This window comes from Hymenobacter aquaticus (assembly GCF_004765605.1).
In the GTDB taxonomy this organism is placed as follows: domain Bacteria; phylum Bacteroidota; class Bacteroidia; order Cytophagales; family Hymenobacteraceae; genus Hymenobacter; species Hymenobacter aquaticus.
This window is the reverse complement of sequence record NZ_SRLC01000003.1, coordinates 385,263-408,231: the sequence shown is the minus strand read 5'-3', so window position 1 is coordinate 408,231 and position 22,969 is coordinate 385,263. Positions and strand designations below refer to the sequence as shown.

Below are 22,969 nucleotides of genomic sequence, written 5' to 3'. Positions count from 1 at the left end.
GGGAGCCCACTAGCTGGGTTCCCCTTTTTTTATGGAACAATAATCTGACTTAGAATTACCTGTCAGCAGATGCTGGGCTTTTCGAGGCTTGCGGCGGTAGATTTAGATGCTACCAGAATAAAGAGATTAAATCAAGGTAGGGTATAAAGAAACAAGTGTTTATATTTGAAATCCCTAATAATTGGGCCTTATTTTCCGCAACATTTGAAAACAGCTTTACGCGCTGTAAGCGGCATCCAATGGGTATGCGCCAGCTTACTTACTATTGGGGTTGCCGCCGGTAGCTTCAGCCTGCAACAACTCTCCGCGCCCCACCGCCCGGCTCCCCACGGACTGAACTCCGCCGCAGAAGAAGAAGAGGAAGAGGAAGAGGAGAAACGCCGTGACCGGCCCGACCTGGCGTTAGCTCAGGATGCCGCCTTCACCCGCGACCCGGCCACGGGCACGGTGCCGCGCGAGCGGTTGCTGGTCGCCCACGAGCAGATTGAGCAGATGCTCGACGAACGGGCCAGCCGCCGGGCAATCGGGGGCAGCCTGAGCGCGGCCAACTGGACCGAAAAAGGCCCCAGCAACATCGGGGGGCGGGTGCGGTCCATTCTCATCGACCCGGCCGATGCCAGTGGTAATACCGTGTGGGCCGCGTCTGTGGGCGGCGGGCTCTGGAAATCGACCAACGCTATGGCCACCACGCCCACCTGGACGCGCGTCAACGACTTGTTCGGTAACCTGGCCATCACTACGCTGGCCGTAGACCCGGGCAATTCCGACATCATGTATTTTGGGACCGGCGAGGGTTTTGGCAACGCCGATGCCATCCGGGGCCTGGGTATCTGGAAATCGACGGACCACGGCGTAACCTGGGCCCAGCTGGCCAGCACCTCGAATAGCTCGTTCTATTACGTCAATAAGATTGTCGTTGACGGGGCAGGACGCATTTATGCGGCCAATACCAACGGCGGCCTGCGGCGCAGCACCGATGGCGGCGCTACCTGGACGGCCGTGCTCTTTACTACTACCAGCGTGGGCGACGTAGATATCAACCCAAGCACCGGGGCGGTATACGCTGCCAGTGGCCCTGGTACTACGGGACAAGGCATCTTCCGCTCGCCGAGTGGGGATGCCGGGACGTTTACTAATCTCAACACGCTGCCCGGTAATGGCCTGCCACCCAGCGGAACTACCACCCGGGTAGAGGTGGCGCTGGCCCCAAGTGCTCCGGACCAGATGTATGCCATGTTCTGCAGCGGCGGCGGCGGCACCCCGGCTATTACCCGTAACACCCTCTACGGTATCTACCGCAGTGCCGACGGCGGCAATACCTGGCAGGCCCTCCCAAAGCCGAACGACGCTGATACGGGTATTCCGGATGCCGACTTTACCCGCACCCAGGCCTGGTACGATTTGGAAATAGCCGTGTCGCCGACGGATCCGGGTACGGTGTTCGTGGGGGGAGTAGATATTTTCAAAACCTCCAATGGCACTACTGCCACCGCCGCCAACGTAACCTGGCGGCAGGTAACGCACTGGTACGGCGGCTTTGGCTTCCAGAATATTCACGCCGACCAGCACGCCATTACCTTTCTGCCCGGCTCGGGTGCCATAGCTTTCTTCGGCAATGATGGGGGCGTGGCCCGGACCGCCAATGCCTCGGCTATTACTCCCACGCTGACACACATCAACTCGGGGCTCAACGTCACGCAGTTCTACAGTGTAGCGGCTCACCCCACCGATTACAGCTACTTCCTGGCCGGGGCCCAGGACAACGGCACCCAGCAGTTCCGCAGCACCAGCGGCACTACCACCCGGGACATCAACGGCGGGGACGGCGCCTTCTGCTTTATCGACGAGGACCAGCCGCAGTACCAGTTTGCTACCTACGTCTTCAGCAACATCTACCGTACCTCCACGGGCGGTGCGGAAACGCAGTTTCCCGAAACCGTATTTGAGTCGAATACGGGCTCTTTCATCAACCCGATGGAGTACGACAGCAAGGCCAACGTGCTGTATTTTTCCTACGGCTCCACTACGCTGGGACGGATTATCCGGGCGACGGGCCCCATTGGCAACGCCACGACCGGCCCGGCCCAGTCGACGATTACGCTGCCCTCCGGCTCGGGTACGGTGACGCACGTGGCCGTGTCGCCGAACGTGGACAACCGCGTGTACGTGGGTACCAACACGGGGCGGGTTATCCGGATCGACAACGCCAACGGTACGGCCACGGCCACGACCATCTATAACTACGGTTCCAGCGTTTCGATTTCCGGCGTCGCCGTGGAGCGCAGCGCCGTAACCCCCGACCCCGACCAGCACATCCTGGTGACCATCGCCAACTACGGCGCTACCAGCGTGCAGCAAACCACCAACGGCGGCACTTCCTGGGCTTCGGCCGAAGGCAACCTGCCCGATATGCCGGTGCGCTGGGTGATTTTTGACCCCACCGGCGGCAAGCGGGCTATGGTGGCCACCGAGCTGGGCGTCTGGAGCACCGACGATCTGACGGCCGCCTCCGTGGTGTGGCAGGTGTCTAACACCAACCTGGCCAACGTGCGCGTGGACATGTTGCGGGTGCGTAAAGCCGACCGGATGGTAGTAGCCGCCACGCACGGCCGGGGTGTTTTCACCTCCAACGTCTTTATCGTCAACCCGCTGCCGGTGGAGCTGACCAGCTTCACGGGCCAGCCTACCGAAGCGGGCGTCGCGCTGCGGTGGCAAACGGCCTCGGAGCACGGCTCGCGCAGCTTTGAAGTAGAGCGGGCCGCTGAAGGCCAGGCTTTCCAAGTGGTTGGCTCGAAACCGGCGGCGGGCACCAGCAGCACGGCCCGCACCTACAACTTCCTCGACGAGACGGTGGGCACGGGTAAATACGCGTACCGCCTGCACCAGCTCGACCAGGACGGCTCGGCTTCCTACTCGCCCGTCGTCACCGTGACGATGACGGCCAGTGCCACGCCGCTGCTCACCAGTGCTTTCCCGAACCCCTTCAGCGACCAGCTGACCCTGCAGCTGCGCGAGCCGGTGCGCGGCGACATCGTTACGACCCTCACCAACGTGCAGGGCAGCGTGGTGTACCGCGCGCGCCAGCAAAGCGTCGGCCGGCAGGTGCCGCTGGCCATGCCAGCTACGCTGGCGGCGGGCAGCTACCTGCTCACGGTGCAGGCCGAGGGGCAGAAAGCAACGCGCCGCGTGGTGCGTCGCTAAACGTCTTCAGCTGAGTTATACCCAAGCAAAAGGCCGCCGGAAATGCTTCCGGCGGCCTTTTTGCCTTCTGTAAACCTCTGTAAGCGGCAGCGGTCCTACAGCTCCTTGCGCAGGCGAGCCACCGGAATGTTGAGCTGCTCGCGGTACTTGGCCACCGTGCGGCGGGCAATGTTGTAGCCGCGGGCGTTGAGCATCTTTTCCAGCTTGTCGTCGCTCAGGGGCCGGTTCTTGCTTTCCCCCTCAATGATTTCCTTCAGGATGTGCTTCACCTCGCGCGAGCTGGCATCCTCGCCCGAGTCGGTGGCAATGCCCTCGGAGAAAAAGTATTTCAGCGGGTAGATGCCAAACTCCGTCTGCACCGACTTGGAGTTGGCCACCCGGCTCACGGTGCTGATGTCCATGCCGATTTCGGTGGCTATGTCCTTCAGAATCATGGGGCGTAGCTTGCTTTCGTCGCCTTCCAGGAAAAAGTCGTGCTGGTAGCGCACGATGGAGTCCATGGTGCGGAGCAGGGTTTGCTGGCGCTGCTTGATGGCGTCGATAAACCAGCGGGCCGAGTCCAGCTTCTGCTTGACGAACGTGACGGCCTCCTTCATCTTCTTGTCCTTCTTGGCCGCCTTGTCGTAGGTCTGGAACATCTCGGTGTAGGCCGGGGCCACCCGCAGGTCCGGGGCGTTGCGCGCGTTCAGCGTGAGGTTGAACACGCCGTTGTCGTTGGTCAGGATAAAGTCCGGGATGATGTACTGCACCTTGCCCATGCCCACGGGGCCGGTGCCGCCGGGCTTGGGGTTGAGCTTCAGAATCAGGGCAATGGCGTCCTTGAGCTCGTCTTCTTCCAGGTCCAGCTTCTGCTGAATCCGCTGGTAGTGCTTCTTGGTAAACTCGTCGAAGGTGTCGTGCAGAATCTGCTCGGCGTGCTCGGTCACCGCATCCTGGTGCCGGCGTTCCAGCTGCAGCAGCAGGCACTCCTGCAGGTCGCGGGCGGCAATGCCGGCCGGGTCGAAGCTCTGAATCAGGTGCAGCACGCCCTCGATTTCGGCTTCGTCGGCCTCAATGTTCTGGGAGAAAGCCAAATCGTTGGCAATGGCCGACAAATCGCGCCGGATGTAGCCGTCGCCGTCGATGGAGCCGATGAGCTGGCGGCCAATGGCTTCCTGCTTCTCGTCGAGGTCGGCAAAGCCCAGCTGGTCGAGCAGGGAGTCGGTGAGGGAGGCGCCGGTGTCGGCCAGGGGCATTTCCCGGTCGTCGTCGGGCTCGCCGGGCCCGTCGCCCTGCATCTTGTAGCCCGCTATTTCGTCGTCGTTGAGGTAGTCGCCCAGGTCCAGCTCGTCGTTGTCCTTGGTGGTTTCCTCGGGGCCTTCGTCCTTGGTTGGTACCTCAACTTCGGGCTGCTCTTCGCTGCCGGCGTCGAAGTCCTCATCCAGGGTGTTATCGTCGTTGTCGAACTCCGAATCGGGGTCGTCGTAGTCGTCGGCGTCCTCGTCCGAGTCGTCGTCGCGCTCCTGGTCTTCCAGCTCGTCGTCGGTATTCTCGTCGCCTTCCTCCAGGGCGGGGTTCACCTCCAGCTCTTCCTTGATGCGCGCCTCCAGCTCTGCTGTCGGAATTTGCAGCAGCTTAATGAACTGTATCTGTTGGGGAGACAGCTTCTGGGAGAGAAGCTGCTTCATGTCAAGTCTTTGCATACTCGGAAAAGCGTGTAGCGCCGGGGCAAAACACCGCCGGGGCTCTCAGTAAAGATAGACCTTTCTGTACTTGAGTTCGGTCAAAAAAGTTGAGCCCGGGGCCCCACATCATTTTGGCAAAACAACGCGCTGCACCCCGATTCACAAAACAAACGAGTGGAATCCCGGAAACTGATCTTTCCGCCCCGCAAAAGTCCTACCTTTGCCGACTTAATGATTTAAATACAGAAAGCTAAGTCCGATGTCTGTCAGAAGGTCGAGTGTGCAGGAGCTGCTCCAGAGCCAGGAGCTGGAGCGCGAGGTGGTGGTGAAAGGCTGGGTGCGTACCCGCCGGGGCAACAAATACGTGCAGTTCATTGCCGTCAACGACGGTTCCGGCTTCAATTCCATTCAGGTGGTGGCCGACGCCGAAAACTTCCCCGAGGAAAAGCTTAAGGCCGATGGCGTCGAAAACGGCGCGGCCGTGATGGTGCGCGGCAAGCTGGTGGCCTCGCAGGGCAAAGGCCAGAGCGTGGAAATCCAGGCCGCGGAAATCACCGTGTATGGCAAGGCTGATACCGAAACCTACCCGCTGCAAAAGAAAGGTCACTCGCTCGAATTTCTGCGCGAAATAGCCCACCTGCGCCCCCGCACCAACACGTTTGGGGCCGTGCTGCGCATCCGGCACGCCATGGCCTTCGCCGTGCACCAGTACTTCAACGACCGGGGCTTCTACTACGTGCACACGCCCATCATCACGGGCTCCGACGCGGAAGGCGCCGGCCAGATGTTCCGCGTGACCACGCTGCCCGACCAGAACCCGCCCTTGACCGAGGACAAGTCGGGCTTGGACTACAAGCAGGACTTCTTCGGCAAGCAAACCAACCTGACCGTTTCGGGGCAATTGGAAGGCGAAATTGCCGCTATGGCTCTGGGTAAGGTCTACACGTTCGGACCCACGTTCCGGGCCGAAAACTCCAACACGGCCCGTCACCTGGCCGAGTTCTGGATGATTGAGCCCGAAGTAGCTTTCAACGAGCTGCCCGACAACATGGATCTGGCCGAGGACTTCCTCAAGTATCTGGTGCGCTACGCCCTGGAAAACTGCCAGGACGACCTCAAGTTCCTCAACGAGCAGTACGACAAGGAGCTGCTGGGCCGCCTGCAGTTCGTGGTGGATAACGACTTCCAGCGCCTGACCTACACCGAGGCCGTCGAAATCCTGAAAGGGGCCAAGCAGAAGTTCGAATTCCCCGTGGAGTGGGGTACCGACCTGCAGAGCGAGCATGAGCGGTACCTGGTCGAGAAGCACTTCAAGAAGCCCGTTATCCTGATTGACTACCCCAAGGATATCAAGGCGTTCTACATGAAGCTCAACGACGACGACAAAACCGTGCGGGCCATGGACGTGCTCTTCCCCGGCATCGGCGAAATCATCGGCGGCTCGGAGCGCGAGGAAAGCCTGGAGAAGCTCACCAAGCGCATGGCCGAAATGCACGTGCCCGAGCACGAGCTGTGGTGGTACCTGGAGCTGCGCAAGTACGGCACCGCGCCCCACGCCGGCTTCGGCCTGGGCTTCGAGCGCCTGATGCTGTTCGTGACCGGTATGGGCAACATCCGGGACGTCATTCCCTTCCCGCGCTTCCCCAAGAGCGCCGAGTTTTAGACCACGGATTCCGGCGGATTTTTCGGATTCGTCGGATTTTGTGGACGATTGTTATAGTCAACGGCCGCCTCGTATCATGCGAGGCGGCCGTTGTTGTTTCTATAACAGTGGTTAGCAGTAGTTGCGCAGCTCCTTATCGTCCACGGCTACCAGCGCATCGAGGCGCAGCTCGAAGCCGTCTTCCAAGCGCAGGTATTCTACTTTGTCAGTGATAAATAGGTCGGTGATGATGCCGGTGTAGGTGCTCGGCGGCGTGTCGGGCTCGGTGCGGTAGAGCAGGGTGCAGACCTGCCGGGTGGTGGCGCGGGCTTCCAGCTCGTCGTAGAACGAGCAGCTGATGGGTTGATAGGGGTTGTGGGCCATGATGTAAGGCGGAGCAGGGTTGAGAGTATGCTCTACGTATTTCGGCGTCAGCGGGCTACTCAACGGGGCTTTTTGCCGTGGTGCCCAGCAAGTGGCGCAGGGGCGCAAACAGCGGGTGTCGGTCCAGAATCAGGGCCACGGCTACGGCCACGGCCGGGCCGGCCAGCAGCAGCATGCGGCTCATTTCGCCCGAAAGCAGCATATGGGCCAGCACTGCCGTCAGCAGCAGCAAGGTAGGGCCCGGCCGCAGGGGCCGCAGCCACTGCCCGATTGTTGCGCTGCCGCCCCAGCAGCCGGCCAGCAGCACCGCGTTGAACAACCCATAGACGCCGGCGCAAATCACCAGTCCGCGTAGAGAGAACAGCCAGCCCAGGTTGCTGACGATGCTGCGGCTGTGAGCCAGGGCATTGGCGATGCTGCCCGCTGAGGCGGCCGCCGCCACGTGCGTGTCGATGCTCCAATGCACGGCCAGCAGCAGCAGCAGCCCACCAGCCGAAGCCAGCAGCCGGTGCCACCACCGGGCATACCCTCCATACAGCACCACCAGCGGCAGGAACAGCAGGAAGGATTCTTTGAGCACCGGTCCCAACACCACGGCCGTGAGCAGGGCGGGGGCCGAGCGGGCCTGCACCGAGTAATACAGCAGCGCCACCATCAGCACCAAAGCGCTATCGACGAGCAGCCGGCCCGAAACATAGGTAGCCGACCCGCAGGTGACCAGGGCCGCCATGCCCAGCAGCGCCGCCCCCGGAGCCGCCCCGGCCACTACGGCGCTGCGAAAGGCCAGCAGCCCGGCCCCGGCCAGCAGCAGGGTGTTCACCAGAAAAAAGCTGAACCCCAGCGGGGGCTGGTCGGAAGGCGAAATAAGGTTGGCCAGCCCCTGGGTGCCGTGGGCCAGGCCGCCGGCCAGCAGCGGCACCACTACCCGGTAGCGGTGAGTGACGGGCACGTCGAAGCGGCCCTGGGCCATCTGCAGGTAGCTTTGCTCGTCGATGGTATAGGCGGCCGGGTGGTTGACCAGCACGAAATAGGCATTGCTCCAGAGCAGCGCCAGGGCCAGCAGAAACACAAGCAGCAGAGACTGGCGGGGAAAAGCGGGCGGCATACGGCGCGGGAAAAACAGGGAAACTACGGCGGCAATGTTACGGGAGTCCAGCCACATTAAACGCAGGAAGGCTCCTCCGCGGGGAAGAGCCTTCTGTAGTGGGCAGTCCGGCGGGCTTAGTGCTTGCCCTTGCCTTTCCCGTTGCCATGTCCATTTCCCTGGCCGTTGCCTTTGCCCGGGTGGTCCTGGTAAGCGGCATTCTGGTTAATGATGACCGTCTGGCCGCCGCGCATTTTCTTGGCCTGGCCGGGGGGCATGCCGTGGGGGTGGCCTTTATATTTAGTGCGGTATTCTTCGATGCGCACCCAGGGCTGGGCCCCCACGTAGTCGACTACCACGGGGTGGAAAGTGCGCGGGTCGCGGCCCGCATTGGTTACCCGGGCCCAGCGGCCGTCGCGCAGCAGCACGTACTGCCGGTCGCGCACGTCATAGTAGCCGTCAACCTCGGGAATGTAGTAGTACTGGGTATTCGGCCCCACGGCGGGGCCCCAGGAAGGCGGCGTGATGTTGATGTTGACCTGGGCCTGGGCCGTGGTGGTGTGCAGGGTGAGGGCAAAGAGGCCCGCGGCGGCAATTTTGAGCAGTTTCATGATGCGGTGGGGTGAGGTGGTGAGAAGTAAAGCTGGGCTTCTGGCAAATACGACGCCAAGCCGCTACAGTTCTGCTGCCGGCCCGTCGCCGGGGCCGGAACGATTAATTTATTTCCCAGCGGGACAATCCGGGCCGCTACGCTGTTGTACCTCCTCTGCCCGACTCCCACTCTCGTCGGTGGCTTCCCGCGGTGCCAGGCGCTAAAACCACTGGCAAATAAGCTATTCGGGGTAGCCAAAGGGCCGCGTTTTGCGTACCTTTGCGGACTTATTCGACTTGCTTTGCATGGCCAAGAAAACGACTGCCTCTATTCCTTCTGCCAAATCAGCTGCTCCCGTCGTAGCGCCGCCCGTGCCGCAGCCGCAACGGGCCGCCGACGTGGAAGCGCCTTTCATTGAGGTGTACGGGGCCCGGGAGCACAACCTCAAAAACGTATCAGTCCAGATTCCGCGGGGTCAGCTGGTGGTCTTCACCGGTATTTCGGGCTCGGGCAAGTCCTCGCTGGCTTTCGACACGATTTACGCCGAAGGCCAGCGCCGCTACATGGAGACGTTTTCGGCCTACGCCCGCTCCTTCATGGGCGGCCTGGAGCGTCCCGACGTCGACAAAATCGAGGGACTGTCGCCGGTTATCAGCATCGAGCAGAAGACGACCTCGCGCAACCCCCGCTCCACGGTGGGTACCATCACCGAGATTTACGACTTCCTGCGCCTGCTCTACGCCCGCACCGCCGAGGCCTTTAGCTACGCCACGGGGGCTAAAATGATTCGGCAGAGCGACGAGCAGATCATCAACTACATCCTCAAGCACTTCGCCGACAAAAAGCTGGTGGTGCTTGCGCCCGTAGTGAAAGGCCGCAAAGGCCACTACCGGGAGCTGTTCCAGCAGATTGCCAAGCTGGGCTTTACCAAGGTGCGCGTCGATGGGGAGCTGCTCGACATCACGCCCAAGATGCAGGTGGACCGCTACAAAATCCACGACATCGAAATCGTCATCGACCGGCTCAAGGCCACCAAGGAAGACCGGTTCCGCCTCTCGGGCTCGGTGCAGAACTCCCTGACCCACGGCAAGGGCACGATGCTGGTGCTGGATTCGGACTCGGGTAAGACGCAGTTTTTCTCGCGCTTCCTGATGGACCCCACCACCGGCATTGCCTACGACGACCCGGCGCCCAACACCTTCTCGTTCAACTCGCCCTACGGCGCCTGCCCCACCTGCAACGGCCTGGGCGAGGTGCAGGAGATTACCGAGGAAAGCGTGATGCCCGACAAGAAGCTCAGCATCAGCCGCGGCGGCATCGCGCCCCTGGGCGAATACCGCGACATCTGGATTTTCCAGCAGCTGAGTACCATCCTCAAGCGCCACAAGGCCAGCCTTTCCACCGCCCTCGACAAACTGCCCGCCGACCTGCTCGAAAAGCTGCTCTACGGGGTAGAAGAAGAGGAAGGCGCCGACCCCAAAAAGGCCGGCTACGTGGAGCCCTTCGAAGGCATCATTCCCTTCCTGCGCCGGCAGATGGACTCCGACTCGGAAAACATCCGGGCCTGGATTCAGGAGTATACCCAGGCCAAGGAGTGCCCCGAGTGCCACGGCTACCGCCTCAAGAAGGAGTCGTTGCACTTCAAGATTGCCGATAAGAACATTGGCGAGCTGTCGGTGATGGACATTGCCCAGCTGGCCCAGTGGTTTGAGGGCCTGGAAGACCGGATTTCGGACCGCCAGAACCTGATTGCCCGCGAGCTGCTCAAGGAAATCCGGAAGCGCATCGGCTTTTTGCTGGAAGTGGGCCTGGAATACCTGAACCTGCACCGCTCGGTCCGCACTTTGTCGGGCGGGGAGTCGCAGCGCATCCGCTTGGCCACCCAGATTGGCACCCAGCTCGTGGGCGTGCTCTACATCATGGACGAGCCCAGCATCGGCCTGCACCAGCGCGACAACGAGCGGCTCATCAAGGCCCTCCAGCACCTGCGCGACATCGGCAACTCGGTCATCGTGGTGGAGCACGACAAGGACATGATTATGAATGCCGACTACGTGCTGGATATTGGCCCCGGGGCCGGTATTCACGGCGGCAGCATCGTGGCCCACGGCTCACCCACCGAGATTTTCGAGTCGGGCAGCCTGACTTCGCAGTACCTGAGCGGGCAGAAGCACATCGAGCTGCGCCGCCAGAAGCGCAAGGGCGACGGGGGCCAGCTGGTGCTGAAAGGCGCCACCGGGCACAACCTCAAAAACGTGACGGCCAAGTTCCCGTTGGGAAAGCTGGTAGCCGTGACCGGCGTGTCGGGCTCGGGCAAGTCGTCGTTGATTCACGACACGCTCTACCCGATTCTCAACCAGCACTTCTTCAACGCCAAGCGCGACCCGCTGCCCTACCAGGCTATTGAAGGCCTAGAGTTGATTGACAAGGTAATCGAGGTCGACCAGTCGCCGATTGGGCGCACCCCGCGCTCCAACCCGGCCACATACACCGGCGTGTTCACCGAAATCCGCAGCCTGTTTGCCTCCTTGCCCGAGGCTAAGATCCGGGGCTACGGACCGGGCCGCTTCTCCTTCAACGTGAAGGGCGGCCGTTGCGAAACCTGCGAAGGGGCCGGCATGCGCACCATCGAAATGAACTTCCTGCCCGACGTGCATGTGCCCTGCGAGAGTTGCAAAGGCCGGCGCTACAACCGCGAAACCCTGGAAGTGCGCTTCAAGGGCAAGAGCATCACCGACGTGCTCGACATGACGGTGGAAAAGGCCGTGGAGTATTTCGAAAACCAGCCCCGGATTCTGCGCAAGATACAGGTGCTGAACGAAGTAGGCCTGGGCTACCTCACCCTGGGTCAGCAGGCCACCACGCTGAGCGGCGGCGAGGCTCAGCGTGTGAAGCTGGCTACGGAGCTCGGCAAGAAGGACACCGGCAAAACCTTCTACATCCTCGACGAGCCCACCACCGGCCTGCACTTTGAAGACATCAACCACCTCTCCGACGTGCTCCAGAAGCTGGTCGACAAGGGCAACACGGTCCTTATCATCGAGCACAACCTGGACCTGATCAAAGTCGCCGACCACATCATCGACCTCGGCCCCGAGGGCGGCGGGGGCGGCGGGACCATCGTGGCCCAGGGCACGCCCGAGCAGGTAGCCAAGGTCAAGAAGGGCCACACGGCCCGCTTCCTGGCCGAAGAGCTCAAAGTCAGCAAGTATGCCGAGGCGTAGACTGGCGTGACGCATTGCAAATGAGGCCGGGAAATGATTATTTCCCGGCCTCATTTTTTCCGGCCTATGCGCGTTTTTCTACTCCTCCCGGCTCTCACACTGTTGCTAGCGGCCGGAACCGCCCCGACCCCACCAACCGGCACCCGTTTCGAGGGCAAATTCACCAACGGCATGAAAGGCAACACGCTCAGCTTCGTGCTGGCTCCCGATGGCAAAACCATCCGCGACGTTACCTTCAAAGGATACTGGCGCTGCGACGGGAAGCTGGAAATGCTGGGTGCCACCGGCCCCAGGGGTAGCTTCGCCGTCACCAATGGCACCATTGCCGGCCGCCTCTGCGAACCGCCGGACGGTGGGGCCTCCGCCTGGTGCTTTGATATGGGCGGCAAGCTCGCGGGCAAAACCGCTACCGGCCGCTTCCGCATGAACATCAACGCCCTGCGGTGCGATTCTTACGAACTCCAATGGGAAGCCACGGCTGTTGGTCCGGCTAAGTAAGACAGGCACGTTAGGCCAGCACCCGGGCGCCGTGCTTCTGCCGGTAAGCAGCATCCAAACGGCGGTAGCGGCGGCGGTTCAGGAAGCCCAGCAGTGGAAACGCCACGGCCGGAATCAGGCGCAGCGCGATGGGCGGCAGCACGAAGGCCAGGGCAATGCTGCTGACGAACACCAGCGGCGACATCAGCGGGCGGGCCAAGTCCAGGTCGGGGTGCTCGTGCTCGGGGTCGGCCACGAGCTGATGGCGGTGGTTGCGCAGGTGGCGCTGCAGGGCGGTCTGCATCAGGCCTGTGAAGGCAATGTTGATGCTGTACACAATCCAGGGGGTGCGCAGCAGGCTGTACTCGCTCTGGTAAGCCGTGGTGAAGGGCATGATGACGATGCTGAGCAGAAACACCAGATTCAGCCACAGCAGGCGGTTGTCGAGGCGGCGCACGAAGCGGAAGATGCGGTGGTGGGCCATCCAATAGATGGCAATGATGAAGAAGCTGAGCAGAAAGCCCACGAACTTCGGAATCAGGTGAGCCAGCACGCTCTGCACGGCGCTTTCGGTGGGGTGCTCCAGCTCCGGCACCTTGATTTCGATGACGAGCAGCGTAATGGCAATGGCAAAAACGGCGTCGGTAAACAGAATTACCCGCTCAATCTGGAAAGCGTCGCGGTGGTGCTGGGCTTTTTCGTTGCCATCCATAAGTATCTGTCCCTAATACGAAGCCGACAATAGTGCACCGGTCAGCCAAATATAGAGTTTGGCATATGAGCAGCCAACCCGCGCCGCCAGCAGAGCGCCAAAAAGCAGAAAGCCGCCGGACGCAGGTCCGGCGGCTTTCTGGTGGTAAGCAAAGCGCTTGGCTTACATGCTGGCGTGCTTTTTCGACATATCCAGGTGGCCCTGTACCACGGGCGTCACCTTGCCGATAAAGCCTTGCAGGTCGGCGTCCTTGGTCATGCTTTGGTGGGCTTTCAGCGTGTTCAGGGTCTTCTGGTGGTCCATCACCATCTGATCCATGAACTTCTTGTCCAGCGCCGCGCCCGACAACGTCTCCATCTGCTTGGCAATGGCTTTGTGCTCATCGTCCATATCGGCGGGCAGGGCCACGTTCTTTTTCTGGGCTAGGGCTTTCAGGTCCGCCGTCGATTTGGTGTGGTCCTTAATCATCATCTCGGCGTGCTGCTTGGTCATGCCGGTCGCGCCTTTCGCGAGCACCAGCTTGCTGAGCTGAATCTCATTCTGGTCGCTGTGGGCCGCCGACATCATAAACTCAGGGTCGGTAGCGTGCGGGGCCGTAGCTCCCGACGAATTGGCGTTCATATCGGCTGGGGCCGTGCCCGTAGCGGCGGCGCTGCCGGCGGCGGTGGCATCGGCGGGCAGCGAGGTTGTCGATGAGTCGCCGTTGGTGGCGGCGTTCATGTAGTTGTCGCCCGCGTTGCCACCCGCTTCTTCTGAGTTAGTCGGGGCGTCGGTCGTGGTAGTCGAGCTGTCGTTGCTGCTGCAAGCGCCCAGGCTGAGTAAGCTGGCACACAACAGGCTCATGGTAATGCGTTTCATAGTGGGTGGTTTGGTTGAAAAGAGGAGGGGATACTCAGGGCGGAAAACTCTTACTGCTACGCTGAGCTGCCCCGGGCGGGTGGCAGCTCAGCGTAGAGTGTACCAAGAATACGGCTGCTTAGGGGGCCGTGGTAGTGTCGGTCATGGCCGAATCGGCGTTGGCCGTCACAGTCGGGCCTGCGTCGTTGTCGATTACGGTGGCGTCGGCCTGTACGCCGCCGTCGTCAGCGGCTTTGTCCATATCACTTACTGCCTCGCCGGCCGTGCCGTCGGTGCGCTTATCGGCATCGCCACAGCTGGTCAGGGAAAGCATAGCTGCCAGGGCCAGCAAAGAAAAAAATCGGGTCTTCATACGGTAAATTGGTTGAGTAAAGGAAAATCAGGTTAGGGTAGCTTTTCCACCTGGTCGTTGACCTGCTCGGCCATTTCCAGGTGTTGTTTCAGCACGGGAGCGTACTTGGCCGCGAAGCCGCGAATGTCGCCGTCGTAGGCGTCTTCGCTCATGTCCTCAAACTCGTCCACGTCCTTCTTGTGGTCGTCGACCATCAGATCCATGTAGGCTTTGTCGAACTGGCTGCCGGTGAGGCCCGAAAGCTTGCGGTAGGTTTCCTGCTGGTCGCGGCCCAGGCTGGCGGGCAGCACGAGGCCTTTTTGCTCGGCCAGCGTTTTCAGGGCCGCGTTGGCTTCGGCGTGCTGAGTGGCCATGTGCTGACCAAAGTTTTTTACCGCCGGTTGGGTAGCCTTTTGCTGCGCCAGCCGGCCCAGCTCTACTTCCAGCAGACCGTCGCTGGCGGCTTCCACCATAAACTCGGCGTCGCGCTCCTGCTTCTTCGTCACGTTTTCGTCGCCGATGCGCTTCTCGTTCTGAAACTGGGCTTCCGCGACGGGGTCTTTCTGGCTCTGCTCGGGCGAACAGGCCGCGGCCAAGGCCAGCAGGCTGCCCCACAAGGCTACGGTTCGATACGAGGAGCTCAGCATAGGTCTGGGGGCGGATAAGTGAAAAGCAGTGCGCTTCTATACGGCCGGTGGGCTTTGCGGTTCAAAATGAAATAGTTCCGGGCCGCGAAAAAAAAGTTTGACCGGGGTTAAACTCTTTCCTTACCCCGGCCTCTAACGGCTACAAAACCAACCCATACCACACTTTTTCAACCTCCCTCCGCATGAAAAATCTCACGCTCCGCTCCCTGGGGCTGGCTGCTCTGGCTAGCGGCCTGCTCTGCTTCACGGCCTGCAACCGCGACAACGACAAAGATGCTGCTCCGGAAAACCTGGAATCGGCGGAGGACAGCGGCAACGCTGAAGACGAAAATGCTGCCATCGGCGACATCATCGAGGCCTCGACCCCCGACAACGAGCGGGTATCCAACGGCCCGGCCCGGGAGCCCGGCGACGTGCTGCGGGTAGTGGGCACCTGCGCCGTGCGCACCTACAACGCCGAAACCCGGACCCTGACCATTGACTTTGGTGCTACCAACTGCCTGTGCCCCAACGGCAAAACCCGGCGCGGCCAGATTGTGGTGGTCTTCGGCGGACCCTACCGTCTGAACGGCGTTACGCAAGCCGGCGCCACGGCTACCGTAACCTTGGTCAACTACTACGTGAACAACAACCGCCATACCGGCACGCGGGTCTTCACCAGCCTCGGCAACGGCTCCTTCTCGCTGGACGTGCAGAATGCCAGCATCGTCACCCCCGACGGCACCCACAGCTGGACCTCGCAGCGCACGTACACCCGCACGGCCGGCTTTGGCACTGCTACCATCCAGGACGACAAGTACCAGGTGACGGGCCAGGCCTCGGGCACCAACCGCAAAAACGTGAGTTACACCGCCCAGATTCAGACGCCGCTAGTGAAAAACTTCACGCTGGGCTGCGCCCGACACTTCACGGCCGGTACCGTCAACATCAGCAACTCCAAGGGTAAAACCCTGCTGCTCAACTACGACCCCACGGGCACCGAAGCCTGCGACAACATCGCCAGCATCACCGTGAACGGCGTTACGCGCACCATTCGCCTCCGCTAATCCTTTTCAACCACACCTAGCGCCCCGCTGCGGATTGTCGCAGTCTGTACCCACAAAGCGGCCCGGAATTTCCGGGCCGCTTTGTTTTTAGGGCCCAGTAAAACCGCTATTTCTTGGCTTTTTTGACGTGTAGAGTTAGCGTCGCCACCCCATCGGCCGTCACGATGCACACACTGTCGTAGTAGATTCCGTCGCCGTTCCAGTATGAAAGGAACCGGACGGAGGAAATGCCGACAACAGGGTCCAGCGTTAGGGGCGGCATGATGTCAGCGGGTACGGTGCCCGTCCATACCGACGTGCGGTTGCCGCGCGGAGTGTCACAGTGTACACGCGAAACAGGGCAGCCTTGTCGAAAAGCTGCCCTGCGGCGTTGAAATTCAGTATTTGTCAAGTGCTGGGTTACGTCCGGACAGCTGCCCTACCAGGAGCACGTACTCCGTCGGCGAAGGTGCCAGCAAGAACGGAGCCGACGAAGGCCGGATCAGTCGTCTGGTTGCGTGTCTATGATGCCGAAATAATACAGTTACAGACCTTTAAATACGGGTTTGCGCTTTTCCGTAAACGCGGCCACGCCTTCCCGGTAGTCCGCCGATTCGCCGGCCGTCTGCTGGCAGTCGGCCTCGTAATCGAGCATTTCGTCCAGCGTGGCGGTGCCCGCCTTGTTCAGCATCTGCTTGATCAGGCCAATCGACTTGGTCGGGGCCGCGGCATACCGGGCGGCCAGCGCGGCCACGGCGGCATCCAGCTCGGCCGGTGCCACCACCTGATTGACCAAGCCCAGGCGCAGGGCTTCATCGGCCGTTACCTTGGAACCCAGCGTGCAGAGCTCGAAGGCCTTGAGGGTGCCCACCAGCCGGGGTAAAAAGTAGGAGGAGCCCGAGTCGGGCACCAGCCCGATGTTGATAAACACCTCAATCAGCGAGGCTTCCGAAGAAGCCACCAGCACGTCGCAGGCCAGGGCCAGGGAGCAGCCGGCACCGGCCGCTACGCCGTTGAGCCGGCCAATAATAGGCTTGGGCATGTTGCGCATAGCCCGAATAATGGGGTTGTAGCGCTTGTGCAGGGTATCGGCAAAGGAAAAATCAGGGTCGTCCTGGGTGGCTTTCAGATCCTGACCCGAGCAGAAGGCGCGGCCGGCCCCGGTCAGCACCACGGCCCGCACCGAGTCGTCGTCGGCTACTTTCTGCAGCGCGTCCTGCAGCTCGTAGCTCTGCGGGTCATTGAAGGCGTTGAATACTTCCGGCCGGTTCAGGGTAATAGTGGCAACGCCGTTCTGAACGTCGTAAAGCAGGCAGGTGTACATAGGAAAGAAATGTCGGGTGGAAAGGTTTGAGAACCGAAAAGTACGCCGAACCCGGCAAACGGGCGGACCGGGTGATTACCCAGCGCCCAGCTCGGCCCGCAGCAGGGCCTCGGCCACAATCAGGTCTTCGGGGGTGGTAATCTTGAGGTTGCGGTAGTCGCCGGGCACCAGGTAGATGGGCTGCAGATCTTCCACCACGCTGGCATCATCCGTAAACGTGGGCAGCTCGGGTAGCTGGTAGGCCCGCCACAGCAGCTGTAGCTCGAAGCACTGCGGCGTCTGCACCAGCCGCAGCCGGCTGCGGTCCAGGGCGTAGGAGCCCTGCTGGGCCAGGCCGCGCACCGAGTCTTTGGGAGCCACGGCGGCTACGGCCGCCCCGTGGGTGGCGGCGGCGGCGTAAGTCTGCTCAATGACGGCCGCCGACACCAGGGGCCGCACCCCGTCGTGCACGGCCACCAGGCCCGCCGGCTGTTCGGCCAGGTAGGCCAGGCCGCGCCGCACCGAGGCCCAGCGCGTTTCGCCGCCCGCCACCACCGCGTGCGGAATGCTGATGCTGAACTCCCGGCACAGCTGCTCCCAGGTGGCAAACTGCTCGGCTGGCAGCACCACCACGCATTGCTCGATTCCCAGCTCCGGTTGGGCAAACCGGCGCAGGGTGTGCAGCAGCACCGGCTCACCGAGCAGATTCAGGAACTGCTTGGGTCGGTCGGCGCCCATGCGCGTGCCGCTGCCGCCGGCCACCAGAATGGCGTAGCGCGGCGGGGTGGAGGAAGAGGTGAGAGGGGAAGCAGCAGAAGCCATAAGCGGAAAGTAGCGGGCAGATGGCCCGAAAGTAGGTTTTTCCCAAAAGAAAGCGCCGGAGCCGTTGCGAAAACAGCCCCGGCGCTACCGGATGGTACAGCAAGTTGCCGCCTACAGAATCAGCATGGCGTCGCCGTAGGTGAAGAACTTGTACTTCTCCTTAATGGCGGTCTGGTAGGCTTCAATCAGGAACTCGTGACCGGCAAAAGCCGACGCCATCATCATCAGCGTGCTTTCGGGCATGTGGAAGTTCGTGAGCAGGGAGTTGGCAATCTTGAACTCGTGGGGCGGGAAGATGAACTTGTCGGTCCAGCCCTGATTTTCCTTCAGGCGGGCATGCGCCGATACCGACGACTCCAGGGCGCGCATCGTGGTGGTACCCACGGCGCACACGCGCTTCTTGGCGTCCAGGGCGCGGTTCACCACCACCGCCGACTCGGCCGGCACGATGAAGTTCTCCGAGTCCATCTTGTGCTTGGTCAGGTCTTCCACGTCAACGGGACGGAACGTGCCCAGGCCTACGTGCAGCGTCACCGGCACCATGTCCACGCCCCGGATTTCGAGGCGCTTGATTACTTCGCGGGTGAAGTGCAAACCGGCCGAAGGAGCGGCCACGGCACCTTTATTCTTGGCGTAGATGGTCTGGTAACGCTCTTTGTCGGCGGGCTCCGCGTCGCGGGTGATAACCTCGCGGGGCAGCGGGGTTTCGCCCAGGTCGTTGAGGGCCTTGTAGAACTCCTCGTCCGAGCCGTCGAACAGGAATTTGATGGTGCGGCCGCGCGAAGTGGTGTTGTCGATAACTTCGGCCACCATGTCGCTTTCGCCGAAGTAGAGCTTGTTGCCCACCCGGATTTTACGGGCCGGATCGACCAGCACGTCCCAGAGGTGGATTTCCTTGTTGAGCTCGCGCAGCAGGAACACCTCAATTTTAGCGCCCGTCTTTTCCTTGTTGCCGTACAGGCGGGCCGGGAAAACCTGCGTGTCGTTGACCACAAATACGTCACCCTCATTGAAATACTCAATGATGTCCTTGAAGACACGGTGCTCGATTTTGCCGCTGTCCCGATGCAACACCATCAGGCGCGATTCATCCCGAGTTTTGGCCGGATGTTGGGCCAGCAGGCTTTCGGGCAAGTCAAATTTGAACTCGGACAGTTTCATGGGCTAAACAAAGGCAATAGGAGGGGAATCTAACAAAATTTTGGGTTGGCAAAAGTACGTACAATGGCCGGATAAATCGTTACTTTTCGCCCGAAAAGGTGAGATGGTGAACTAGTGAGATGGTGAGTTGTCGTGCCGGCAGCGCAATTCCACTCTATCCAAGCATAAAACTCACCCTTTCACCACCTCACCATTTCACTGGATGAAATCGCTGCGCCTGACTTTGGAAAGCTTCCGCTTCGCGTGGCAAGCCCTCAAATCGAACCTGTTACGCACCATTCTCTCGCTGCTGGGCGTCACGGTGGGCATTTTCGCCATCATTGCCGTGTTTGCCGTTGTCGATTCGCTCGAGGCCAACGTGCGCAAGAGCATGAGCTTCGTGGGCGACAAGGTGATATACGTGGGCAAGTGGCCCTGGGCCTTCGGGGGCGAATACCCGTGGTGGAAATACTTCAACCGCCCGGTGCCGACCGTGCGCGAGTTTCGGGAGCTGCAGAAAAACCTGGGTCCTAACAATAAAGGCGTGGCCATCTTCGGGGCCGTGGGCGGCAGCGTGCTGAAAGCGGGCAGCAACAGCGTGTCGGACTGCGCCCTGCAGGGCGTCAGCTACGACTACCGCCAGGTGTCGGACGTGCCCATTGCCGAAGGCCGCTACTTTACCTCGCAGGAAGTCGACGCGGCCCGCAACGTGGCCATTATCGGGGCCACCATTGCCGAAAGCCTGTACCCCAATGGCAGCCCCATCGGGCAGGAATTCAACGCCAAGGGTCGCAAGTTCGTGGTCGTTGGCGTGATGCAGAAGGAAGGCAAAAAGCTGCTCGATACGCCCAGCAACGACACCAACTGCCTGATTCCCTTCGGGATGTTCACCAAGATGTTTGCCCTGAACACCGGCGGCATGACCGGCGTGACGCCGACCATTGCCGTGAAAGGCTCCGACTCTGACCCCGGCCTGCTCGACCTGGAATACGAGCTGCAGGGCGTGATGCGCAACATCCGGGGCCTGAAGCCCCGGCAGGAAGACAACTTCGCCCTGAACCGGCCCGAAATGCTGGCCAACGCCATTACCCAGCTGTTTTCCATCATCGGGGTGGCCGGGGCCGTCATTGGCTCGTTTGCCATGCTGGTCGGCGGCTTCGGCATTGCCAACATCATGTTCGTGTCGGTGAAAGAGCGCACCAACATCATCGGGATTCAGAAGTCGTTGGGGGCCAAGAATTTCTTTATTCTCTTTCAATTCCTTTTCGAAGCCGTTTTTCTGTGCTTAATTGGCGGCGCGGCGGGCATCTTTCTGGTGTTCCTCATTACCCTGGTGCCCCAGGATTCGCTGCCGTTGTTCTTATCGGCCGGCAACATCGTGCTGGGCCTCACCGTGTCGGTGGTGATTGGGGTGTTGGCGGGCATTATCCCGGCCGTGCTGGCGTCGAACCTGGATCCGGTAATTGCCATTCGTTCGAAATAGTGGCCGGAGCAGGACATTCTACAACAGCGGGTTAGGCTATTGTTAACAAATTGTTAACTTGCACGCCCCAATTTTTAGTCGCCCTGTTTCCGCGGGGCGGCTTTCTTTTGCCCCCACTCTTTTCGTATTTTTTTCACTAGCGGGTTGGCTGTACCGCTACGGGCAACGTCGTTGCCTCCGGCTGACCCTGCAATTCCCATGTGTAGCCATGACGAAACTCAAAAAAACCAGTCGGACTAAAGCTTCCGACGAGGCCCTCAACGCGGGCAGCGGCCAAACCATCGTCCAGCCCAACGTAAACGACAATAAAGTCACCAGCATCAGCGACATCCGGGAGCAGACCCACGGCGAGCGGACGGTGCAGCTCGACGACGAGCAGCGCATCCGCAAGGCGTTTGTGGACAAGGACTGGAACGAAATCAAGATTGCCGACTCCTGGCAGATCTTCAAGGTGATGGCCGAGTTCGTGGAGGGCTTCGAGAAGATGTCCAAGATTGGCCCCTGCGTTTCGATCTTCGGCTCGGCCCGCACCAAGCCCGACAACCCCTACTACCAGATGGCCGAGGAAATTGCCTCCAAGCTGGTGCGCCACGGCTACGGCGTTATCACGGGCGGCGGCCCCGGCATCATGGAAGCCGGTAACAAAGGCGCCCGCGCCGAGGGTGGCAAGTCGGTAGGTCTGAACATTGAGCTGCCCTTCGAGCAGTTCCACAACATCTACATCGACTCGGACAAGATCATCAACTTCGACTACTTCTTCGTGCGCAAGGTGATGTTCGTCAAGTACGCCCAGGGCTTCATCGGCATGCCCGGCGGCTTCGGTACGCTCGACGAGCTGTTTGAGGCCATTACCCTGATTCAAACCAAGAAAATCGGCCGTTTCCCCATCGTGCTGGTGGGTACCAAATACTGGCAGGGCATGTTCGACTGGATTAAGACGGCTATGCTGGAAGACGAGCACAACATCTCGCCCGAAGACATGGACCTGGTGCAGCTCGTGGACGACGCGGCTTCGGCCGTAAAAATCATCGACGATTTCTACTCCAAGTACCTGCTGTCGCCTAACTTCTAGGCCATTGCTCGACGAAAAGAAAAGCCGGACCCGCGTCCGGCTTTTTTTATGCCCGCCCCAGCTACGGCCGTCGGCAACAATTCCGGGCTGGCCTGCTTTCTTTGTTTCGTGAAGCCTGACTTTGACTACTTACTTGCCGGGGGCGGCGCCGCGGGCCTGAGCCTGGCCTACCACATCAGTCAGGAGCCCCGGCTGCGCGACAAGCGCGTGGTCATTATCGAGCCCGCCGCGAAAAACCAGAACGACCGGACCTGGTCGTTCTGGGCGGATGCGGCCACGCTGTTCGACCCGATTGTGGCGCACGAGTGGCAGCAGCTGGCCTTTCGCAGTCCGGGCTTCGAGCGGGTGTTCCGGTTGCAGCGCTACCGCTACAAGATGATTCGCGGCCTCGACTTCTACCGCTTCGTGCAGGAGGCCCTGGCCCAGAACCCGCAGTTTACCTTCGTGCAAGCCTCCGTAGAAGGCCTGACCAACACCCCGGAAGGCGTGGAGGCCCAGACCAGCGCCGGCGCGTTTCGGGCCCGCTACGCTTTCGACAGCCGCCTGCCCCAGCTGCACAAGCAGCCCGAGAAACACCGGTATCTGCTGCAGCACTTCGTGGGCTGGGAAATCGAAACGCCGCACGACGTGTTTGACCCGGGCACGGTCGAGTTTATGGACTTCCGGGGCGAGCAGCACCGGGAGGCGCGTTTCATCTACGTGCTGCCGTTTAGCCGGCGCAAGGCCTTGGTTGAGTACACGCTATTCTCGGAAGAGCTACTCCCCAAAGCCGAGTACGAGGCCGCCATGCAGGAGTACCTGCGCCATACGTTAGGGCTGACTGACTACACGATACAAGGCGAGGAAGTGGGCGCCATTCCCATGACCGACCACCCGTTGCCGAGCCGGGAGGGCGCCAACATTATCAACCTCGGTACCCGGGCCGGCCGGGCCAAGCCCAGCACGGGCTACGCCTTCCTGCGGATTCAGGAGCACAGCGCCCGGCTGGTAGCCGCCCTGGCCGGCACCGGCCAGCCCCCCCGCAACCCAACCGGCGACCAGCGGCAGTTTCATCTGTTCGACACGCTGCTGCTGGACATTATGCGCCGCCGGGGCGAAACCACCCGCGACATTTTCACCGAGCTGTTTCGGCGCAACCCCATCGAGCGGGTGCTGGCCTTCCTCGACGAGCGAACCTCCTGGGCGGATAACTTCCGCATCATGAACTCCGTGACGCCCTGGCCCTTTATGCGCTCCATCTGGCACGTGCTCCGCGGCCGGCCTGGAAAGCGGGGGGAGTAATGTGCTAATGAATAATGTGCTCAGGTG

At 61.1% G+C, this 22,969-nt stretch carries 20 protein-coding genes; 8 read left to right on the top strand and 12 right to left on the bottom strand.

Features of this window, described 5'->3' with window-relative positions:
• Positions 1 to 204: 204 nt before the first annotated feature.
• Positions 205 to 3,201, top strand: a complete 2,997-nt coding sequence (locus E5K00_RS21565; protein WP_135465384.1) for a T9SS type A sorting domain-containing protein — start codon at positions 205 to 207, stop codon at positions 3,199 to 3,201.
• 95 nt (positions 3,202 to 3,296) lie between these two features.
• Here E5K00_RS21565 and rpoN read toward each other — a convergent pair whose 3' ends face one another.
• The gene (gene rpoN / locus E5K00_RS21560; RefSeq protein WP_135465383.1) at positions 3,297 to 4,883 is read right to left on the bottom strand and encodes an RNA polymerase factor sigma-54; all 1,587 of its coding nucleotides are present in this window, start codon (positions 4,881 to 4,883) and stop codon (positions 3,297 to 3,299) included.
• Between the two features lie 241 nt (positions 4,884 to 5,124).
• On the opposite strand from rpoN, the gene asnS reads away from it, so the two are divergent.
• On the top strand, positions 5,125 to 6,528 hold the full coding sequence (gene asnS / locus E5K00_RS21555; RefSeq protein ID WP_135465382.1) for an asparagine--tRNA ligase: 1,404 nt from the start codon (positions 5,125 to 5,127) through the stop codon (positions 6,526 to 6,528).
• A 111-nt stretch (positions 6,529 to 6,639) separates the two neighbouring features.
• Here asnS and E5K00_RS21550 read toward each other — a convergent pair whose 3' ends face one another.
• From E5K00_RS21550 to E5K00_RS21540, 3 genes are all read right to left on the bottom strand, one after another.
• Positions 6,640 to 6,891, bottom strand: coding sequence for a hypothetical protein (locus tag E5K00_RS21550; RefSeq protein ID WP_135465381.1), 252 nt, complete (start codon positions 6,889 to 6,891; stop codon positions 6,640 to 6,642).
• Positions 6,892 to 6,946: 55 nt separating this feature from the next.
• On the bottom strand, positions 6,947 to 7,996 hold the full coding sequence (locus E5K00_RS21545) for a hypothetical protein (RefSeq protein ID WP_135465380.1): 1,050 nt from the start codon (positions 7,994 to 7,996) through the stop codon (positions 6,947 to 6,949).
• Positions 7,997 to 8,112: 116 nt separating this feature from the next.
• Positions 8,113 to 8,586 carry a hypothetical protein gene (locus E5K00_RS21540; RefSeq protein WP_135465379.1) on the bottom strand — a complete coding sequence of 158 codons (474 nt, stop codon included), beginning with the start codon at positions 8,584 to 8,586 and terminating at the stop codon, positions 8,113 to 8,115.
• A gap of 286 nt (positions 8,587 to 8,872) precedes the next feature.
• Between E5K00_RS21540 and uvrA the strand changes: the two genes are divergently transcribed.
• Both uvrA and E5K00_RS21530 read left to right on the top strand, forming a co-directional pair.
• A complete protein-coding gene (uvrA, locus tag E5K00_RS21535; protein WP_135465378.1) occupies positions 8,873 to 11,791 on the top strand; it encodes an excinuclease ABC subunit UvrA in 2,919 nt (972 codons plus the stop codon).
• 66 nt (positions 11,792 to 11,857) lie between these two features.
• Entirely contained in the window at positions 11,858 to 12,289 is a 432-nt protein-coding gene (locus E5K00_RS21530; protein ID WP_135465377.1) for a hypothetical protein, read from the top strand.
• A gap of 10 nt (positions 12,290 to 12,299) precedes the next feature.
• Here the strand turns inward: E5K00_RS21530 and E5K00_RS21525 are convergent, their stop codons facing one another.
• The 4 genes from E5K00_RS21525 to E5K00_RS21510 all read right to left on the bottom strand — a co-directional run bounded on the left by E5K00_RS21525 (position 12,300) and on the right by E5K00_RS21510 (position 14,816).
• Complete coding sequence (locus E5K00_RS21525) at positions 12,300 to 12,980, bottom strand: TMEM175 family protein (protein WP_135465376.1); 681 nt, start codon at positions 12,978 to 12,980, stop codon at positions 12,300 to 12,302.
• A 162-nt stretch (positions 12,981 to 13,142) separates the two neighbouring features.
• Positions 13,143 to 13,838 carry a DUF4142 domain-containing protein gene (locus E5K00_RS21520; RefSeq protein WP_135465375.1) on the bottom strand — a complete coding sequence of 232 codons (696 nt, stop codon included), beginning with the start codon at positions 13,836 to 13,838 and terminating at the stop codon, positions 13,143 to 13,145.
• Positions 13,839 to 13,956: 118 nt separating this feature from the next.
• On the bottom strand, positions 13,957 to 14,190 hold the full coding sequence (locus E5K00_RS21515) for a hypothetical protein (RefSeq protein ID WP_135465374.1): 234 nt from the start codon (positions 14,188 to 14,190) through the stop codon (positions 13,957 to 13,959).
• 32 nt (positions 14,191 to 14,222) lie between these two features.
• The gene (locus E5K00_RS21510; protein WP_135465373.1) at positions 14,223 to 14,816 is read right to left on the bottom strand and encodes a DUF4142 domain-containing protein; all 594 of its coding nucleotides are present in this window, start codon (positions 14,814 to 14,816) and stop codon (positions 14,223 to 14,225) included.
• A 182-nt stretch (positions 14,817 to 14,998) separates the two neighbouring features.
• On the opposite strand from E5K00_RS21510, the gene E5K00_RS21505 reads away from it, so the two are divergent.
• On the top strand, positions 14,999 to 15,862 hold the full coding sequence (locus E5K00_RS21505) for a hypothetical protein (protein WP_135465372.1): 864 nt from the start codon (positions 14,999 to 15,001) through the stop codon (positions 15,860 to 15,862).
• 106 nt (positions 15,863 to 15,968) lie between these two features.
• Here the strand turns inward: E5K00_RS21505 and E5K00_RS22915 are convergent, their stop codons facing one another.
• From E5K00_RS22915 to queA, 4 genes are all read right to left on the bottom strand, one after another.
• On the bottom strand, positions 15,969 to 16,124 hold the full coding sequence (locus tag E5K00_RS22915; RefSeq protein WP_167856992.1) for a hypothetical protein: 156 nt from the start codon (positions 16,122 to 16,124) through the stop codon (positions 15,969 to 15,971).
• A 261-nt stretch (positions 16,125 to 16,385) separates the two neighbouring features.
• On the bottom strand, positions 16,386 to 17,165 hold the full coding sequence (locus E5K00_RS21500) for an enoyl-CoA hydratase-related protein (RefSeq protein ID WP_135465371.1): 780 nt from the start codon (positions 17,163 to 17,165) through the stop codon (positions 16,386 to 16,388).
• A 75-nt stretch (positions 17,166 to 17,240) separates the two neighbouring features.
• Positions 17,241 to 17,966 (bottom strand): 2-C-methyl-D-erythritol 4-phosphate cytidylyltransferase, encoded by a 726-nt coding sequence (locus E5K00_RS21495; RefSeq protein WP_135465370.1) that lies wholly within the window; start codon positions 17,964 to 17,966, stop codon positions 17,241 to 17,243.
• A gap of 111 nt (positions 17,967 to 18,077) precedes the next feature.
• Positions 18,078 to 19,127: a tRNA preQ1(34) S-adenosylmethionine ribosyltransferase-isomerase QueA gene (queA, locus tag E5K00_RS21490; protein WP_135465369.1), complete on the bottom strand. Its 1,050-nt coding sequence runs from the start codon at positions 19,125 to 19,127 to the stop codon at positions 18,078 to 18,080.
• A 202-nt stretch (positions 19,128 to 19,329) separates the two neighbouring features.
• Between queA and E5K00_RS21485 the strand changes: the two genes are divergently transcribed.
• From E5K00_RS21485 to E5K00_RS21475, 3 genes are all read left to right on the top strand, one after another.
• Positions 19,330 to 20,589 (top strand): ABC transporter permease, encoded by a 1,260-nt coding sequence (locus E5K00_RS21485; RefSeq protein WP_135465368.1) that lies wholly within the window; start codon positions 19,330 to 19,332, stop codon positions 20,587 to 20,589.
• Positions 20,590 to 20,797: 208 nt separating this feature from the next.
• Complete coding sequence (locus E5K00_RS21480) at positions 20,798 to 21,661, top strand: LOG family protein (RefSeq protein ID WP_135465367.1); 864 nt, start codon at positions 20,798 to 20,800, stop codon at positions 21,659 to 21,661.
• Between the two features lie 108 nt (positions 21,662 to 21,769).
• Positions 21,770 to 22,942 carry a lycopene cyclase family protein gene (locus E5K00_RS21475; RefSeq protein ID WP_167856991.1) on the top strand — a complete coding sequence of 391 codons (1,173 nt, stop codon included), beginning with the start codon at positions 21,770 to 21,772 and terminating at the stop codon, positions 22,940 to 22,942.
• Positions 22,943 to 22,969: the final 27 nt, after the last annotated feature.

Coding starts and splice junctions, on each gene's coding strand:
- E5K00_RS21525 (WP_135465376.1), bottom strand. CDS start 12,980: ATGGATGGCAACGAAAAAGCCCAGCACCACCGCGACGCTTTCCAGATT.
- asnS (WP_135465382.1), top strand. CDS start 5,125: ATGTCTGTCAGAAGGTCGAGTGTGCAGGAGCTGCTCCAGAGCCAGGAG.
- E5K00_RS21480 (WP_135465367.1), top strand. CDS start 20,798: ATGACGAAACTCAAAAAAACCAGTCGGACTAAAGCTTCCGACGAGGCC.
- E5K00_RS21510 (WP_135465373.1), bottom strand. CDS start 14,816: ATGCTGAGCTCCTCGTATCGAACCGTAGCCTTGTGGGGCAGCCTGCTG.
- E5K00_RS21485 (WP_135465368.1), top strand. CDS start 19,330: ATGAAATCGCTGCGCCTGACTTTGGAAAGCTTCCGCTTCGCGTGGCAA.
- E5K00_RS21545 (WP_135465380.1), bottom strand. CDS start 7,996: ATGCCGCCCGCTTTTCCCCGCCAGTCTCTGCTGCTTGTGTTTCTGCTG.
- E5K00_RS21505 (WP_135465372.1), top strand. CDS start 14,999: ATGAAAAATCTCACGCTCCGCTCCCTGGGGCTGGCTGCTCTGGCTAGC.
- uvrA (WP_135465378.1), top strand. CDS start 8,873: ATGGCCAAGAAAACGACTGCCTCTATTCCTTCTGCCAAATCAGCTGCT.
- E5K00_RS21540 (WP_135465379.1), bottom strand. CDS start 8,586: ATGAAACTGCTCAAAATTGCCGCCGCGGGCCTCTTTGCCCTCACCCTG.
- E5K00_RS21515 (WP_135465374.1), bottom strand. CDS start 14,190: ATGAAGACCCGATTTTTTTCTTTGCTGGCCCTGGCAGCTATGCTTTCC.
- rpoN (WP_135465383.1), bottom strand. CDS start 4,883: ATGCAAAGACTTGACATGAAGCAGCTTCTCTCCCAGAAGCTGTCTCCC.
- E5K00_RS21520 (WP_135465375.1), bottom strand. CDS start 13,838: ATGAAACGCATTACCATGAGCCTGTTGTGTGCCAGCTTACTCAGCCTG.
- E5K00_RS21550 (WP_135465381.1), bottom strand. CDS start 6,891: ATGGCCCACAACCCCTATCAACCCATCAGCTGCTCGTTCTACGACGAG.
- E5K00_RS21500 (WP_135465371.1), bottom strand. CDS start 17,165: ATGTACACCTGCCTGCTTTACGACGTTCAGAACGGCGTTGCCACTATT.
- E5K00_RS21530 (WP_135465377.1), top strand. CDS start 11,858: ATGCGCGTTTTTCTACTCCTCCCGGCTCTCACACTGTTGCTAGCGGCC.
- E5K00_RS21495 (WP_135465370.1), bottom strand. CDS start 17,966: ATGGCTTCTGCTGCTTCCCCTCTCACCTCTTCCTCCACCCCGCCGCGC.
- E5K00_RS22915 (WP_167856992.1), bottom strand. CDS start 16,124: ATGCCGCCCCTAACGCTGGACCCTGTTGTCGGCATTTCCTCCGTCCGG.
- queA (WP_135465369.1), bottom strand. CDS start 19,127: ATGAAACTGTCCGAGTTCAAATTTGACTTGCCCGAAAGCCTGCTGGCC.